Raw genomic sequence first — 15,209 nt, 5'->3', positions numbered from 1 at the left:
GTCGACGTCTGGGGGCGGGTCGCCATGAGGGGGGTACGTGCTCGTGGCCGACGTGACAGTGGCGGGGGAGGGGGCTCCGGCGTGAAGGTCGGGAAGAGGGCGCTCGAATCCGTTGGCGACCTGGTGTGCGGAAATCTCGGTTCTGACGATTCTGGCGGCTTGCCGGAGTCGAAGCGCTTTCCTTGCCGCTCCAAAGCAGGCAGCACCGAAGTTCTTCGCCGAGAACGGTACGGACCGGGCTTACGACGGTTCCGCCCGGCACCGCTGGGTGGCGGAAATTCTTGAAGCGATACCGGCCGGGCCGTATGACGGCCCTGCCCGGCCCCGGAGGCTTTCGCCAGGCTGACCGACCATCCGGTGAGCACCGCCGATGCTCTCGATGAGGGGCCTGACCGTCCGAACGCGCTTCACCGGCCCGATCAGGTGCTGATGCGGGAGGGCTTCGAAGCCTTCTGCGCCGACGGCGGACACTGCTGTCCCCGCCATCTCGGGAGGCATACCGTATCGGCCCTTGCGGCGAACCCCCACCGCCTTTCCAGACCGCAGAGGTGCGACGCCGCGCCGATCCTGCCGCGTTCCTCGACAGGGTCGTGCAGGCGAACCCGGGACCGATTCGATCTCAAGGAGGCCGGCCGCCCCGGGCCGGACCGCTGCGGCCTCGCCGCCCAGTTCCGCCTCCGGCCCGTCCGGCTTTTCGGTCGTGGCGCGGATCCGCTCCTCAAGGATGGCGTCCGCTGTCGTCAGTCCGAGGCCAGCGGATCGCGATGGTCCGCCTCGTCCAGCTTCCAGTAGCCCTTCGCGTAGGCGCGGCGCCGGTCCAGGCCGATGCCTTGCGTGAAGTGGCGGCGGATGTCCTTGACGGCGCCGGACTCCCCGGCAGCCCACGCCGCGACGTGCTCGCGCGGATGGGGGGCTTTGAGGACGGCGTCCCGGAGGGCTTCCCCCTTCGGCCGGCCAGTGGTTCGGTGGACCCAGATGATGTCCAGGTCGGCCTGCCCGCTCACTTCGGTCTCGGCCTGAGGCCCTTCCACTTCCAGGTAAACGGCGCCACGCACACCGGGTGGCAGGCTCTCGGCGATGGTGAGGACCGCGGGCTGGGCGCTTTCGTCTCCTGCCAGGAGGTAGAACGTGGCGTCCGCGTCAGGGCGGAAGGCCCCCCTGGGGTCGCCGAAGGAGACCTCTTGGCCCGGCTCGGCGGCTTCCGCCCATCGTGCCGCCGGGCCCTTGCCGTGCAGGACGACATCAATGTCGATACGCGGCTCCGCCGAGGAGTAGTGGCGCACGGTGTAGGCGCGGCCGACGGTCTGTCCGTCAAGGGGATCGGTCACGAACAGCTTCACCCACTGTGTGGGTTCGTCGCAGCGGAAGGCCGACATGCCGGGCCCTTCGAGGCTGATGCGTGCCATGCGCGGGGCGATGCGGGAGACCGACTTCACCGTGGCGGCGTAGCGGGTCCGGCGTGCGCGGAACATATGGGGGACAGCCTTTCAGCGGGACGGACCGGGGGAGGGGCGGACTCCGGCGCGCGGAGAGTCGTGCCGGGGAGCCAGGGCGGCGACGGTCAGGCGTTTGACGAATCCGGGATCCATCGGTTGACCCGTCATGAAGGCCCGGTAGAAGGCCGGGCCCACCGTCAGGTCGAGGAGCTGGTCGGCGTCGTGCCTGTTCAGGACGGGGGCGGGGACCGGACCGGAGGTGAGGGCGTCACCCAGTAGTGCGCGGTCGTACTGGAGTCGGCGCGTCAGTACCTGACCGCGAAGCGTGGCTGCGGTCGCCGGGTCCTGCAGCGCGTGGCCGATGAGGGCGAACAGAACGTGCCCCGTGGAGGACCGCGTGAAGACGTGGATCGCGTGGTTGGTGTGGTGTTCCAGCGCGGCCTGCGCGTCTTCGGCCCGGGGTGGCCAGGGCGCTCCGTCTCGCAGGTCTTCCTTCAGGACGTCGAGAAGGATGCTCACTTTCGATCGCCACCGTCGGTAGATGGTCTGCTTCGCGACCCCGGCGCGCTCGGCGATGGCGCTGACCGTCATGGCGTGGAATCCGAGATCGGTCAGCAGATCGCCGGCGGCGCGCAGGACAGCGACTCGTGCGGCTTCTCTGCGTCGTGGCACGGTCTTGGGGTGTCGCTCCGGGAGTTCGATGTCCGGCCCCGGTGTGCTGTGCTGCTCGTCCACGGTCGCTCCTCCTCGTCGCGGCGGGGTGGCCGGCCTCGGGGAGGGGCCTGTCCGGCAGGTCGGCCACAAGAAAGATTAGACGCAACGGTGCGTATAGTCAAAGAGTCATGCGTGGGGTCCCGTTTCTCCCCGGCGGGGGGGGGCGGGGAGAAACGGGAGTCCTGGGACCGCCGACGCACGGCCGGATCAGGATTGAGCCACCCGGGTTCCGGGAGCCGCGTCGGCGGACCGCGCGACGCCGAACAGCAGCCGCGTGCGCATCCGGTACACCGGTTCATTCCGCTGATTGACTGCCTCGACGACGAAGTGGACCGTACCCGTGCCCGGGCGCCTGGGATGCAGTGAGGCGTCTTCCACCGTGACCCGCCCGCGTAGTTCGTCACCCGGGCGTACGGGATTCAGAAAGCGGACCTCATCCATTCCGTACGACCCCCGGCAGGTGGAGTCGGCGAGCAGCGCCTGCACGAACTGGCGCATGATCACGGCTCCGGTGTGCCAGCCGCTGGCCACGAGGCCGCCGAAGGGGGAGTCGCGGGCGGCCTCCGGATCCAGGTGGAAGGGCATGGGATCCCAGGAGCGCGCGTAGTCGATGATGTCCTCGCTGGTGAGCCGGGTGGCCCCCAGCTCGTAGACGCTGCCGACGGGAAAGTGCTCGAAGTGCCGCACAGGGCCTGTCCTCCGTCCTTGGAAGGCGGTGCTCAGGTGAGGGATGCCGCGTAGTCCGCGCCGACGGGCACGGGCGAAGGGTTTGTGGCGACGGGCCCGGGCCGCGGCGGGGTGAGGCGGCGCTTCTCGGCGCTGTACCACTCGGCGACCCGGAATGCCAGATCCATCGACTGCCCGCGGTTGAGGCGCGGATCGCAGGCCGTCTCGTACCGCAGATGCAATTGGTCGGAGAGGACCTCGTTGCCTCCGCCCACGCACTCGGTGACGTCCTCGCCCGTCAACTCCACGTGCACACCGCCGGGATGACTGCCGAGCGCCCTGTGCACCTCGAAGAATCCGGTGATCTCGTCGAGGATGTCGTCGAAGTGCCGGGTCTTGTGCCCACTCGGCGCGGTGAAGGTGTTTCCGTGCATGGGGTCGCATGCCCACACCACTTCCGCACCGGTCGTGCGCACGGCCTCGACCAGTCCGGGCAGCTGCTCGCGCACCCGGCCGCGTCCCATCCGCGCGACGAACGTCAGACGGCCGGGCGTGCGGTGCGGATCCAGCCGGTCGATCAGGGCCCGTACGTCATCGGCGCCGGCGTCGGGTCCCAGCTTGACGCCGACCGGGTTGCTCACCTGGGCCGCGAACGCGACGTGGGCACCGTGCAGTTGGCGGGTGCGTTCACCGATCCAGAGCATGTGTCCGGACAGGGCGTACCGGCGTCCGGTGTCGGGGTCCGTGCGCACGAGGGCCGACTCGTAGTCGAGCAACAGTGCTTCGTGGCTGGCGAACACCTCTGTGGTGCGCAGCGTCGAAGTGTTCATGCCGCAGGCGCGGATGAAGCCGAGTGCCGCGTCGATCTCGTCCGCCAGCCGTTCGTAGCGGCGGCCCGCGGGGGAGAGGGCCACGAAGTCACGATTCCACTCGTGTACGTGGTCGAGATCCGCGTGCCCTGAGGCGGTGAGGGCCCGCAGCAGATTGAGGGTCGCGGCGGACGCGTGGTAGACGCGCTGCAGACGGGCCGGGTCGGGGTCGCGGGACTGGGCGGTGAACTCCAGCCCGTTGACGGCGTCGCCGCGGTACGCGGGCAAGGTGACGCCGTCCCGGGTCTCGGTGGGTTGCGAGCGGGGTTTGGCGTACTGGCCGGCGAGACGGCCGACCTTGACCACGGGGACTGCCGCCGCGTACGTGAGCACGGCGGCCATCTGGAGCAGGACCTCCAGCTTGTTGCGGACGGATTCCGCGCTGACGGAATCCAGTGTCTCGGCACAGTCGCCGCCCTGAAGCAGAAAGGCCTTGCCGCGAGCCACTTCGCCGAGGCGGTCGCGGAGAGTGTCGCACTCCCTCGCGAACACCAGGGGCGGCGCGGATGCCAGGGCCGACAGGGTCGAGCGCAGCGCGGCAGGGTCGGGCCAGTCGGGCTGCTGTGCTGCGGGCAGGGCCCGCCACGATTCGAGATCCGAATTTTCCACGGAGAGAACCTCAACGCCTTCTGTCCAAGGGCGGGCGGGCACCGGGGCCGCGGTTGGCCGTGCGGCGCAGCCTGGCACGGGCGGACAAGGCGTGTGCAGTGGGTCGTTGAGGCTAGAAGGGCGGATCTAATACCCAGGCACTAGCCCCAGCGGCCGACTGTCGGGACAGGTCCGCCTGTTGAAGGATTTCGCCCAGGCGCAGAACACGGCAGATGAAGCAGCTCGGCGCCCTGTCTCTGCCAGACGACCGGCCTCGAAAGGTGATTCCTCCATGAGCAGCACCACCAACCCGCCCGGGACCGTAACTCGTCCGCAGACCGGGGACGAGTATCTGCAGAGTCTCCGTGACGGCCGGGAAGTGAGGATCTACGGCGAGCGGGTGGAGGATGTGACCACTCATCCCGCCTTCCGGAACAACGCCCGCATGGTGGCCCGGCTGTACGACGCGCTGCATGACCCCGAGCGCAACAGCAAGCTTGTCGTTCCCACGGACACCGGCAACGGAGGGTTCACCCACCCCTACTTCAAGGCGCCCTACACCTCGGGGGACTTGAAGGCTTCCGCGCGCGCCATGGAGGAGTGGGCGCGGATGACGTACGGCTGGCTCGGCCGCACCCCGGATTTCAAGGCCGCCTTCCTGTCCACCCTCGGATCCAACAAGGAGCACTACGCGCCGTTCGAGGACAACGCGTCCACCTGGTACCGCAAGGCGCAGGAGAACGTCCTGTTCATCGGCCACGGCATCGTCAACCCGCCGATAGACCGTAACCGCGGGCTCACCGAACTCAGGGACGTGATGCTGACGGTGGACCGGGAGACGGACGCCGGCCTCGTTGTCTCCGGAGCCAAGGTGGTGGGCACGGGTGCGGCGGTGGCTCAGCACATCTTCATCGGGAGCTACGGGCGTATTCCGGACGGGGCCAAGGACTTCTCCGCGTACTTCATCGTGCCGACCAACAGCCCGGGCCTGAAGGTGATCTCCCGGCCGTCGTACGAATTTTCCGCGGCCACGGTCAGCAGCCCCTTCGACCAGCCGTTGAGCAGCCGCTTCGACGAGAACGACGGAATCCTGGTATTCGACCAGGTACTCATTCCGTGGGAGAACGTCTTCTGCTACGACGTGGACAAGGCGAACAACTTCTTCTACGGCTCGGGGTTCTTCTACCGGGCCATGTTCCACGCCTGCGTCCGCTTCGCGGTGAAGATGGACTTCATGACCGGTCTGCTCGCCAAGGGGCTGGAAACAACGGGGACTTCGGAGTTCCGCGGCGTGCAGAGCCGCCTCGGTGAGGTACTCGCCTATCGCAACATGTTCTGGGCCCTGGTGGACTCCATGACGGAGAACCCGACCAAGTGGTCCGACGGAACCGTCACTCCGAACGGTGAGACGGCGCTGGCCTTCCGCGTCCTCTCCTCCTCCATCTTCCCCAAGGTCCGCGAGATCTTCCTGCGGGATCTGGGCAGTGCCCTGATCTACAACAACTCTCACGCCCGTGACTGGTCGGACCCCGAAGTCCGTCCCTACCTGGACAAGTACGTCCGCGGTCTGGGCGTCGAGGCGATCGACCGGGTCAAGCTCATGAAGCTGGCTTGGGATGCCGTCGGGACGGAGTTCGGCGCCCGGTGGGAACTGTACGAAATGAACTACGCGGGCAACCACGAGCAGATCCGCTTCGAAGCACTCCACGCCCAGCAGGCCTCGGGCAAGTTCGACCAGTACAAGCAACTCGTCGACCAGTGCCTGTCCGAGTACGACGAGAACGGTTGGAAGGTCCCGGACCTCATCAACCCCGAGGACATCACCGTCGTCGGTACCGGTGCGTTGAGCGCGGCGTCGGTGGCCGAGGCCACACGGTGACGATGCCCGTGGCTCCGGCCGGCTCCACCGCGCCGCCCGGAGCCACCGATGTTCTCGACAAGAGCCGACTGAGGCATATTTTAGGGCAGTTCGTGACCGGCGTGTGCGCGGTCTCGACGCGCTTCGACGGCCCGTCCGGCCCCTGCCACGACGCCATCGCCGTGAACTCGTTCACGTCGGTGTCGCTCGACCCACCGCTCGTGTCGATGTGTCTGCGTGGCGATTCCACCTTTCTGGAACGCGTGCGGACGACAGGTCAGTGGGCCGTCTCCTTCATGGGGAACCGGTCGCGTTCGCTGGTCGGCGTCCTCACGACACCTGCCGCAGAGCGTCCTCCGGTGGAGGAGGCCGCGGAATGGGTCGTCGGCCCGCGGACCGGGTGCCTGGTCCTGCCCGACGGCCCCGGAACCCTCGAATGCGATCTGCACCTGACCCAGAGGCTGGGTGACCACGTGCTCGTCGTCGGACGTGTTCTTGGCGCGGCGTCCCGCGACGACGACCCGTTGGTCTTCCACCGCGGCAGTTTCACCGGAGTCGCGCCGCCGAAGTGACCAGCAGATCCCCAGCAGCGAACACGAGAGGAGGCACCATGGCCCGGAGGCGTCCGTACGTGGCGGTCGTGGGTGGCGGCATCGGCGGTCTGGCCGCAGCCATCGGACTACGGCAGCGGGGCATCGAGGTGGTTGTCCACGAGCAGTCGACGGAGGTGGCACACCAAGGGGCCGGTATCGCTGTCGGAGCGAACGGCCACAGGGTGTTCCGGGAGCTGGGAGTCGCCGAGAGCCTGAAGGGATCGGCGGTCGAACCCCTGCGCGCCGACTTCCGGCATTGGAATACGGGGCGGCGCATGGTGTCGCACCCCCTGGCCGGAGCGTACGAGGAACGGTTCGAGGCCCCCTTCTGGACCGTGGAGCGGGCAGCCGTTCAGCAGGCGCTCCTGGCCCGGCTGGGCATGGGGCACGTGCGTCTGGGGGCGCGCTGCACCGAGGTCGAGAGTACGGATCACGGGGCCGTGATCCGTTTCGCCGACGGCACCGAGTCGGAAGCCGACGCGGTGATCGGGGCCGACGGTATCCATTCGGTGGTGCGTCACAGCGTCTTCGGCCCCGAGGCCGCCGTGTTCTCGGGCACCAGTGGGTACCGAGCCCTGATTCCCATGGAACGTCTGCGTCACGTGCCTCAGCTCGCCGAGCCGGTCCTGTGGCTGTGGCTCGGCCCCGGCAGACACTTCATCGCCTATCCCGTGGCGGGTGGGAGCGCCCTGAACTTCCTGGCTGTCGTTCCCGATCACGACTGGACGGTCGAGTCCTGGTCCACGGAGGGAGATACGGCCGAGCTGCTGGCGGCCTTCGCCGGGTGGCATCCGTTCGTCACCGACATTCTGGCGGCCTGTGAGCGGCCCGGACGCTGGGCCCTGTACGACCGGGAACCGCAGCGGACGTGGAGTTCGGGGCCGGTGACGCTGCTCGGTGACGCCGCCCACGCGATGCTGCCGCACCACGGCCAGGGCGCGAACCAGTCGCTGGAGGACGCGGTGGTCCTCGCCCACGTCCTCGGCGGTGCGGATGCCGACGGGGTCACGGCAGCCCTGCGTACGTACGAGCAGCTGCGGCGGCCGCGCACCCGTCTGTTGCAGGCCGGCTCCCGTAAGAACGCCGACTGCTTCCAGCTGCCCGACGGGCCCGAAGCACAGGCGCGCAATATCCGGTTGGCCTCGCTGCCCGACGACGTCGCCTGGATCCACGGGCACGACGCCCTCGGCCAGTTGCGGTCTCCCTCGGCTCCGGCTCCGGTCTGACAGTCGACGAACGGTGAGGAAAACCATGGCAAGGATTTATTCCTTCGAAGGAAACATACCTGTCGTGCACCCCACGGCCTTCGTCCATCCGGACGCCGTCCTGATCGGTTCGGTCGTCGTCGGACCAGGGTGCTACGTCGGTCCCCTCGCGAGTCTGCGAGGTGACTTCGGGAACATCGAGATGCGAGCGGGTTCCAACGTGCAGGACAGCTGTGTCCTGCACTGTTTCCCCGGGGCCGACACGGTCGTCGAGGAGGACGGCCATGTGGGGCACGGCAGCGTGTTGCACGGGAGCAGGGTGGGCCGGGACAGCCTCATCGGCATCAAGGCCGTGCTGATGGACGGCGTAGTAGTGGGGAACCAGGCGTTCGTCGGCGCGGGCAGCTTCGTCAAGAGCGGTTTCCATGTACCGGAACGGCACCTCGTGACGGGAAGTCCGGCCAGGGTCATCCGGGAGCTCACCGCGGACGAGATCGCCTGGAAGGGCAACGGCACCAGCCAGTACCAGAAGCTGGCGCAACGCTGCCTCGACGGGCTTCGTCCGACGGAGGCCGCGACCGAGCGCGTCGCTGCCGGCAACACGGCCCCCGCCGAACCCGAGCACGTCACTCTGCACGAATTCCGCGCCCGCTGAGGCCGGGGTAGCGGGAGATGTATGTGCCGAGCCCTGTCGCGCGACTCTGATCCGGCAGGGCGCCCAGCACGCCCACTCCGAAGTCTGAACTGCCGCTGAGCATCTGCAAGTCGACGAAGGGAACCCAGCGATCATGGGTAGGCTGCGCTGGCTGACCGCGGGGGAGTCGCACGGACCCGCGCTCGTCGCGACGCTGGAGGGACTTCCCGCCGGCGTGCCGATCACCACGGAGATGGTGGCGGACCAACTGGCACGGCGGCGCCTCGGATACGGGCGCGGGGCGCGGATGAGGTTCGAGCGGGACGAGGTCACCTTCCTCGGTGGTGTCCGGCACGGGCTGACCTTGGGCTCCCCGGTGGCGGTCATGGTGGGCAACACCGAGTGGCCGAAGTGGGAGCAGGTCATGGCGGCCGACCCGGTGGACCCGGCCGTGCTCACGGACCTCGCCCGCAATGCGCCGCTGACCCGGCCCCGGCCCGGTCACGCGGACCTGGCGGGCATGCAGAAGTACGGCTTCGACGAGGCGCGGCCGATTCTGGAGCGGGCCTCCGCGAGGGAGACCGCAGCCCGGGTCGCGCTGGGTGCGATCGCGCGGTCGTACCTGAAGGAGGCCGTGGGGATCGAGATCGTCTCCCATGTGGTGGAGCTGGCCGCCGCGAAGGCGCCGTACGGGGTCTATCCCAAACCCTCCGATGTGCCTGCGCTGGACGCGGACCCGGCGCGCTGCCTGGACGCGGACGCCGGCAAGGCGATGGTCACCGAGATCGACCGGGCCCACGAAGACGGTGACACCCTCGGGGGTGTCGTGGAAGTGCTTGCCTACGGGGTGCCGGTCGGTCTTGGTTCACATGTGCACTGGGACCGCAGACTGGATGCCCGGCTGGCCGGTGCGCTGATGGGGATCCAGGCCATCAAGGGAGTCGAGGTCGGCGACGGATTCGAGTTGGCGCGGGTGCCGGGCTCGAAGGCGCACGACGAGATCCTGGCCACCGAGGACGGTGTGAAGCGCGCTTCGGGGCGCTCGGGTGGCACGGAGGGCGGGCTGACCACGGGTGAGCTGCTGCGGGTGCGGGCGGCGATGAAGCCGATCGCCACCGTGCCGCGCGCGCTGGCCACGATCGATGTGGCCACCGGCGAGGCGGCCAAGGCGCACCACCAGCGCTCGGACGTGTGCGCGGTGCCGGCCGCCGGGATCGTCGCCGAGGCCATGGTCGCTCTGGTACTGGCGGACGCCGTCGCGGAGAAGTTCGGCGGTGACAGCGTGCCGGAGACCCGGCGAAACGTGACCTCGTACCTCGACAACCTACGGATCCGGTGAGCGGTTCCGGCGGGCCGCGGGTCGTCCTGATCGGCCCGATGGGGGTGGGCAAGTCGACGGTGGGCGGACTGCTCGCCGAGCGGCTCGGCTGCGCGTACCGGGATACCGACGATGACATCGTCACCGCGCAGGGCCGGGCGATCGCGGACATCTTCGTCGACGAGGGCGAGGCACACTTCAGGTACCTGGAGAAGGCCGCCGTCGCCGCCGCGCTGGCCGAGCACGACGGGATCCTGGCCCTGGGCGGCGGCGCGGTCCTGGACGCCGACACCCGTGAGCTGTTGACCACGCGCCCGGTCGTCCATCTGTCGATGGACGTCGAGGAGGCGGTCAAGCGCACCGGTCTGAACGTGGCGCGCCCACTGCTTGCGGTCGACCCGCACAAGCGGTGGCGGGAGCTGATGGACGCGCGCCGCCATCTGTACACCGAGGTGGCCCGGGTGGTCGTGGCCACCGACGGCCGCACACCCGACGAGGTCGCCCAGGTGGTCCTCGACGCAATCCTCCTGCCCCGCTCGTGGTGAACACCACGAGCGGGGCAGGAGGGCCGGAACTTCCGGATCTCACAGCATTCGAAGCAGCGAGAACGGCTGCTCGATCAGATCCGCGACGAGGCGGAGGAATCCGCCCGCTGCCCCGCCGTCGCACACGCGATGGTCGAAGGTGAAAGACAGCTGGCACATCTGGCGGATCGCGAGCTCACCGTCGACGACCCATGGACGGGGCAGGATACGACCCACGCCGAGCATCGCCGCTTCCGGGTGATTGATGATCGGGGTGGATCCGTCGACACCGAAGACCCCGTAGTTGTTCAGCGTGAAGGTCCCCCCGGACAGGTCTGCGGGGGCCAGCGTTCCCTCGCGTGCGCTGGTGGTGAGACGGGCGATTTCGGCGGACAGCTCCGGAAGTCTCATCCCCTGTGCGTTCCTGATGACGGGTACGAACAGGCCGCGCTCCGTCTGTGCGGCGAATCCGAGGTGGACCGACGGGAGTCGAACGATCTCCTGGCTGCTGTTGTCCATCGTCGCGTTGAGTTCTGGGTACTGAGCGAGCCCGGCCACGCAGATGCGTGCGAGGAGGGCGAAGAGGGAGATCTTGGCGTTGCCCGACGCCGACAACTGCTGTCTGATGTCCAGGAGCCGTGTGGCGTCCACATCGACCCATGTCGTCGCGTCAGGGATCTCCAGATGGCTCCGTGTCAGTTTGTCCGCGATGGCGCGCCGGGCTCCCCTCAAGGGGATGCGTACGGCCTGCCGCGTAGGACACACCGCCGGTTCCCCGGAGGGAGCGGGAGAGGTCTGCGGCTGCGAAGCATCCCCGTACGAAACCCGGTTGGTCCGCTCGACGTCCTTGCGGAGTATCAGCCCACCGGGGCCACTGCCGCGCACCGCGCGCAGGTCGATGCTGTGCTCTCTGGCGAGTCTCCTCACCAGCGGGGAGATCACGCGAACGGGCCCGGTCGGGGGCTCCTTCGCCTCGACAGTCGCGGCCGCCGCCGCACGGGGAGACGGAAGGAGGACCCGCCGCCGACGAGCCGCAGATGCGGAAGTGCCGTAGCCGACCAGTACGTTTCCCGAGCCCTCCGAAGCCGTGGTCGCGGCCTCGGGCGACGCATCCTGTTTCCCGCCGATCGACACAAGCGGCCGGCCGACGTCCAGGCTTTCGCCTTCCCGCCCCCACAGGCGGGTAACGACTCCGGCGTACGGGCATGGCACTTCGACCACGGCCTTCGCCGTCTCCACCTCCACCACAGGCTGGTCGACGGAGACGCGGTCCCCGACCCGGACCAGCCACCGGACGATTTCTGCCTCGGTGAGACCCTCGCCGAGGTCGGGGAGGACGAATTCCCTGACGTCGCCGGTCATATGTCCTCTCCCCGAGCGTTGCCCTCCCACTGCAGACGTGCGACGGCGTCCAGGATGCGGTCGACGTCGGGCAGGTGGTGGTGCTCCAGCATGGGAGGCGGATAGGGAATGTCGAATCCGGTGACCCGCAGCACGGGCGCCTCCAGGTAATGGAAGCAGCGCTCGGAGACACGGGCGGCGACCTCGGCGCCGAATCCGGCGAATCCCTGGGCCTCGTGGACGACGACGGCTCGTCCGGTGCGCCTGACACTCGCGCACACGGCCGCGTCGTCGAAGGGCACCAGACTGCGAAGGTCCAGGACTTCGAGGTCCCAGCCCTCGGCCTGCGCCGCCTCAGCGGCGTCCAGGCACACCGGCAGAGAAGGGCCGTAGGTGATGAGGGTGGCCGACGACCCGGTGCGTCGTACGGCTGCCTCGCCCAGCGCGGGCAACGCCGCCGAGCGGTCCATCTCGCCCTTGGTCCAGTACAGACGCTTGGGCTCCAGGAAGATGACGGGGTCGTCCGAGGCGATGGCCGTGCGCAGCAGGCCGTACGCGTCGGCGACGGTCGCCGGCGCGACGACGTGGAGGCCCGGTGTGTGCGTGTAGTACGCCTCTGAGGCATCGCTGTGATGCTCCACGCCGCCGATGCCACCGCCGTAGGGGATGCGGATGGTCACAGGCATGGGCAGAGCTCCGCGGGTACGGTTGCGCATCTTCGCGACGTGGCTCACGAGTTGCTCGAAGGCGGGATAGGCGAAGGCGTCGAACTGCATCTCCACCACGGGACGCAGCCCGTACATGGCCATGCCGACGGCGGTGCCCAGGATGCCTGCCTCGGCGAGCGGAGTATCGGTGACCCTGTTGTCGCCGAATTTCGCGGCCAGTCCGTCGGTGACACGGAACACGCCGCCCAGCGTGCCGATGTCCTCACCCATCAGATGGACTCGGTCATCGTCGGCCAAGGCGTCGTGGAGTGCCCGGTTGAGCGCCTTGGACATCGTCGCCTGCTCGATGGCCGAGGCGGTGCCGGTGGTCCGGGCGGTGGTCGGATCCATGGTGACAGTCACTGACCGGCCTCCTCGACGCCGCCGCTGTTCGTCCTTCGCAAGGCATCCAACTCCTGCATCAGCATGGAGCGTTGCTCGTCCAGCTGAGGGGTCGGCCGGGCGTATACATGGTCGAACAGGTCCAGAGCGGCGGGGGACGGATCCGTGCCGAGCCGATCGCGCAGGTCCTCCGCCATGTCTTCGGCTTCCTTCCGGATCCGCTCCGCCGACGCGTCATCCAGGAGGCCTCGCTCCCGAAGATGCTGTTCCATGCGGGTGACCGGGTCTCGCCGGCGCCAGAACTCGACTTCGGCCGGGTCACGGTAACGGGTGGCGTCATCGGCGTTCGTGTGTGCGTCGATGCGGTACGTCACCGCCTCGATGAGGGTCGGCCCGCCGCCTGCGCGGGCGTGCTCCGCGGCCTGGCGCACTTGGTGGTAAACGGCAGCCGCGTCGTTTCCGTCGACCAGGACGCCCGGCATGCCGTAGCCGATCGCCTTGTGGGCGAGGCTGGGAGCAGCGGACTGTTTGCTGAGAGGGACGGAGATCGCGTAGCCGTTGTTCTGTACAAGGAAGACGACGGGGGCCCTGTAGACGGCGGCGAAGTTCATCGCCTCGTGGAAGTCGCCCTCGCTGGTGCCTCCGTCACCGATCATCGCGAGAACGACCAGGTCATCCCCGCACAGCGTGGCGGCGTGCGCCAGCCCCACCGCGTGCGGCGTCTGCGTCGCCAGTGGGGTGCTCAAGGGGGCTATGCGGTGGGCGCGCGGGTCGTAGCCGTTGTGCCAGTCGCCTCGCAGGAGCGTCAGCACATCCACAGGGTCTACACCCCGTACCAGCAGGGCCATGGTGTCCCGGTAGGTGGGGAAGATCCAGTCCTGGCGTTCCAGGGCGAGGACGGCGCCCGCCTGGCAGGCTTCCTGACCCGTGGTCGACGGGTAGACCGCCAGGCGGCCCTGCTTGGTCAGTGCGGTCGCCTGAAGGTTGTATCGGCGGCCCCGGACCAGTTGCCGGTACAACTCGAGCAGGACAGAGTCGTCGAGGGACTCCGTGCCGGACGCGTCGGCGATGAGGCTCAGAGGTTCCGAGGAAGGCAGCATCGCCGTCACACCCGTCTCGCGGACACCTGGCGGATCAAGAACTGTCATACGGATGAGCTCCTTCGGCCGGGTAGTGGGATCGCCGGTTCCCGAGCGCACGTCTGCGAGCGCATGCCGGTGGCCGGGGGGCCGACGTCCCCGCACCAGCATTCGTGGTGGGAGGAAGCGGCGGCAGTCGGCCGATACGGCTAGTACCTCGGCTCTACCCTCCGGCCCTCTCGCCCCCGAGGGGTCACCGAACCTGACCTCAAGAAGCCGGGCTTCGGGGGACGTGCCGGCGATCGCCGAGCGGCTGGACGGTCCGGCCGACGAGCCCCGGCCGGGCCGGCCGCCCACCATCAGCGTCGATCAGGCGGAAGCGGTGGTGGTCGCCACGCTGGAACAGCTGCTTCTGCCGACGGATCCGAGGCGCAGGACACTAGAACTCCGGGACTAGACAGCCGGCCCTACTCCCAACTGGCGACTACCGACGGCGATTTGAGGACTTCACGCTGAATGAACTCGGCCGCGACGGTGCGTGGTTGCGGCTTCACCCAGCCAGGAGGAGATCCATGAGCAGTGCAGCCACCTCCCGACTCGTCGTCGGCGACCGGTTCCGCGACTTCGCCGAGGCCGTCGGCGCCGAGACCTTCTCGGGCCTGGCCCGCTCACTCGATGCGGGTGACCTGGATGCGCTCCAGGGCCCGGTACGTGTGGTCACCGGACAGGGCGTCGGGGAGTTCGAGGTCTCCTACCTCCGCGACGCGATCACCCGCCGCCAGTTGGACGAGCACGTCGTGCTGGTGCACTCCACCGGAGAGCCCGCACGCCGGCAGGAACTGCACAAGGCACGCGAGGACAACGTTCTGGTCGCCGGCCTCACGCAGATCGACGACAGTACGTACGAGGCTCAACTGCGGTTGCACGACCACAATGAGCTCCTGGTCGATGTCCAGGACCGGGTGCACGTGCAGGGCATGGTGGCGGTCGAGGCGGCTCGGCAGATGTTCCTCGCGGTGATCGAGCGCTACTTCACGGCACGCTGGCCACAGCAGCGTTACTACATCGTGCTCAACTCCATGAACACCACGTTCTCGAACTTCCTCTTCCCCGTGGGTGCCGTCTTGCGGTTGACGCTGGACGAGTCCGACCTGTCGGAGCCCAGCCGGCTCACCATTCGTACGACGGTGGAAGTGGAGCAGGCGGGGCGCGTCGCCGCCGGGGTGACCATCGACGCGGCGGCCTTCGCCCCGGGTCTGCTGGAGGACAAGGAGCTGCGGCGAGCCAAGAGTGCCGTGGCGAGTGCGGTGGACGCGGCTCTCGCGACCGGCTGAC

Annotated in this window: 14 protein-coding genes; 7 read left to right on the top strand and 7 right to left on the bottom strand. The window is 68.6% G+C overall.

Going from position 1 to position 15,209, the window contains the following annotated elements:
• Nucleotides 1-740: 740 nt before the first annotated feature.
• From OG485_RS06385 to OG485_RS06370, 4 genes are all read right to left on the bottom strand, one after another.
• On the bottom strand, nucleotides 741-1,472 hold the full coding sequence (locus OG485_RS06385) for a siderophore-interacting protein (protein ID WP_328665012.1): 732 nt from the start codon (nucleotides 1,470-1,472) through the stop codon (nucleotides 741-743).
• 15 nt (nucleotides 1,473-1,487) lie between these two features.
• Nucleotides 1,488-2,171: a TetR/AcrR family transcriptional regulator gene (locus OG485_RS06380; protein WP_328665011.1), complete on the bottom strand. Its 684-nt coding sequence runs from the start codon at nucleotides 2,169-2,171 to the stop codon at nucleotides 1,488-1,490.
• 186 nt (nucleotides 2,172-2,357) lie between these two features.
• Entirely contained in the window at nucleotides 2,358-2,837 is a 480-nt protein-coding gene (locus OG485_RS06375; RefSeq protein ID WP_328665010.1) for a MaoC family dehydratase, read from the bottom strand.
• A gap of 32 nt (nucleotides 2,838-2,869) precedes the next feature.
• Nucleotides 2,870-4,294, bottom strand: a complete 1,425-nt coding sequence (locus OG485_RS06370) for a class II 3-deoxy-7-phosphoheptulonate synthase (RefSeq protein WP_328665009.1) — start codon at nucleotides 4,292-4,294, stop codon at nucleotides 2,870-2,872.
• Between the two features lie 271 nt (nucleotides 4,295-4,565).
• Between OG485_RS06370 and OG485_RS06365 the strand changes: the two genes are divergently transcribed.
• The 6 genes from OG485_RS06365 to OG485_RS06340 all read left to right on the top strand — a co-directional run bounded on the left by OG485_RS06365 (nucleotide 4,566) and on the right by OG485_RS06340 (nucleotide 10,426).
• A complete protein-coding gene (locus tag OG485_RS06365; protein WP_328665008.1) occupies nucleotides 4,566-6,152 on the top strand; it encodes a 4-hydroxyphenylacetate 3-hydroxylase N-terminal domain-containing protein in 1,587 nt (528 codons plus the stop codon).
• Between the two features lie 2 nt (nucleotides 6,153-6,154).
• Complete coding sequence (locus tag OG485_RS06360) at nucleotides 6,155-6,703, top strand: flavin reductase family protein (protein ID WP_328665007.1); 549 nt, start codon at nucleotides 6,155-6,157, stop codon at nucleotides 6,701-6,703.
• A 38-nt stretch (nucleotides 6,704-6,741) separates the two neighbouring features.
• Nucleotides 6,742-7,950: an FAD-dependent monooxygenase gene (locus tag OG485_RS06355; RefSeq protein WP_328665006.1), complete on the top strand. Its 1,209-nt coding sequence runs from the start codon at nucleotides 6,742-6,744 to the stop codon at nucleotides 7,948-7,950.
• Nucleotides 7,951-8,014: 64 nt separating this feature from the next.
• Nucleotides 8,015-8,584 (top strand): acyltransferase, encoded by a 570-nt coding sequence (locus OG485_RS06350; RefSeq protein WP_328665005.1) that lies wholly within the window; start codon nucleotides 8,015-8,017, stop codon nucleotides 8,582-8,584.
• 133 nt (nucleotides 8,585-8,717) lie between these two features.
• A complete protein-coding gene (aroC, locus tag OG485_RS06345) occupies nucleotides 8,718-9,902 on the top strand; it encodes a chorismate synthase (protein WP_328665004.1) in 1,185 nt (394 codons plus the stop codon).
• A 38-nt stretch (nucleotides 9,903-9,940) separates the two neighbouring features.
• Entirely contained in the window at nucleotides 9,941-10,426 is a 486-nt protein-coding gene (locus OG485_RS06340) for a shikimate kinase (protein WP_328674250.1), read from the top strand.
• A gap of 39 nt (nucleotides 10,427-10,465) precedes the next feature.
• Here OG485_RS06340 and OG485_RS06335 read toward each other — a convergent pair whose 3' ends face one another.
• The 3 genes from OG485_RS06335 to pdhA are packed head-to-tail and all read right to left on the bottom strand — an operon-like array spanning nucleotide 10,466 to nucleotide 13,943.
• Nucleotides 10,466-11,767 (bottom strand): dihydrolipoamide acetyltransferase family protein, encoded by a 1,302-nt coding sequence (locus OG485_RS06335; protein ID WP_328665003.1) that lies wholly within the window; start codon nucleotides 11,765-11,767, stop codon nucleotides 10,466-10,468.
• Nucleotides 11,764-12,804 carry an alpha-ketoacid dehydrogenase subunit beta gene (locus OG485_RS06330; protein WP_328674249.1) on the bottom strand — a complete coding sequence of 347 codons (1,041 nt, stop codon included), beginning with the start codon at nucleotides 12,802-12,804 and terminating at the stop codon, nucleotides 11,764-11,766. The genes OG485_RS06335 and OG485_RS06330 overlap by 4 nt, the downstream gene beginning before the upstream one ends.
• Before the next feature lie 8 nt (nucleotides 12,805-12,812).
• Nucleotides 12,813-13,943 carry a pyruvate dehydrogenase (acetyl-transferring) E1 component subunit alpha gene (pdhA, locus tag OG485_RS06325; protein WP_328665002.1) on the bottom strand — a complete coding sequence of 377 codons (1,131 nt, stop codon included), beginning with the start codon at nucleotides 13,941-13,943 and terminating at the stop codon, nucleotides 12,813-12,815.
• A gap of 503 nt (nucleotides 13,944-14,446) precedes the next feature.
• Between pdhA and OG485_RS06320 the strand changes: the two genes are divergently transcribed.
• Nucleotides 14,447-15,208, top strand: a complete 762-nt coding sequence (locus OG485_RS06320; protein WP_328665001.1) for an AfsA-related hotdog domain-containing protein — start codon at nucleotides 14,447-14,449, stop codon at nucleotides 15,206-15,208.
• Nucleotide 15,209 lies beyond the last annotated feature (1 nt).

It is taken from the genome of Streptomyces sp. NBC_00328, from assembly GCF_036139655.1.
In the GTDB taxonomy this organism is placed as follows: Bacteria; Actinomycetota; Actinomycetes; order Streptomycetales; family Streptomycetaceae; genus Streptomyces.
The sequence above is the reverse complement of the archived record's forward strand: the minus strand, read 5'-3'. Positions and strand labels throughout refer to the sequence as shown.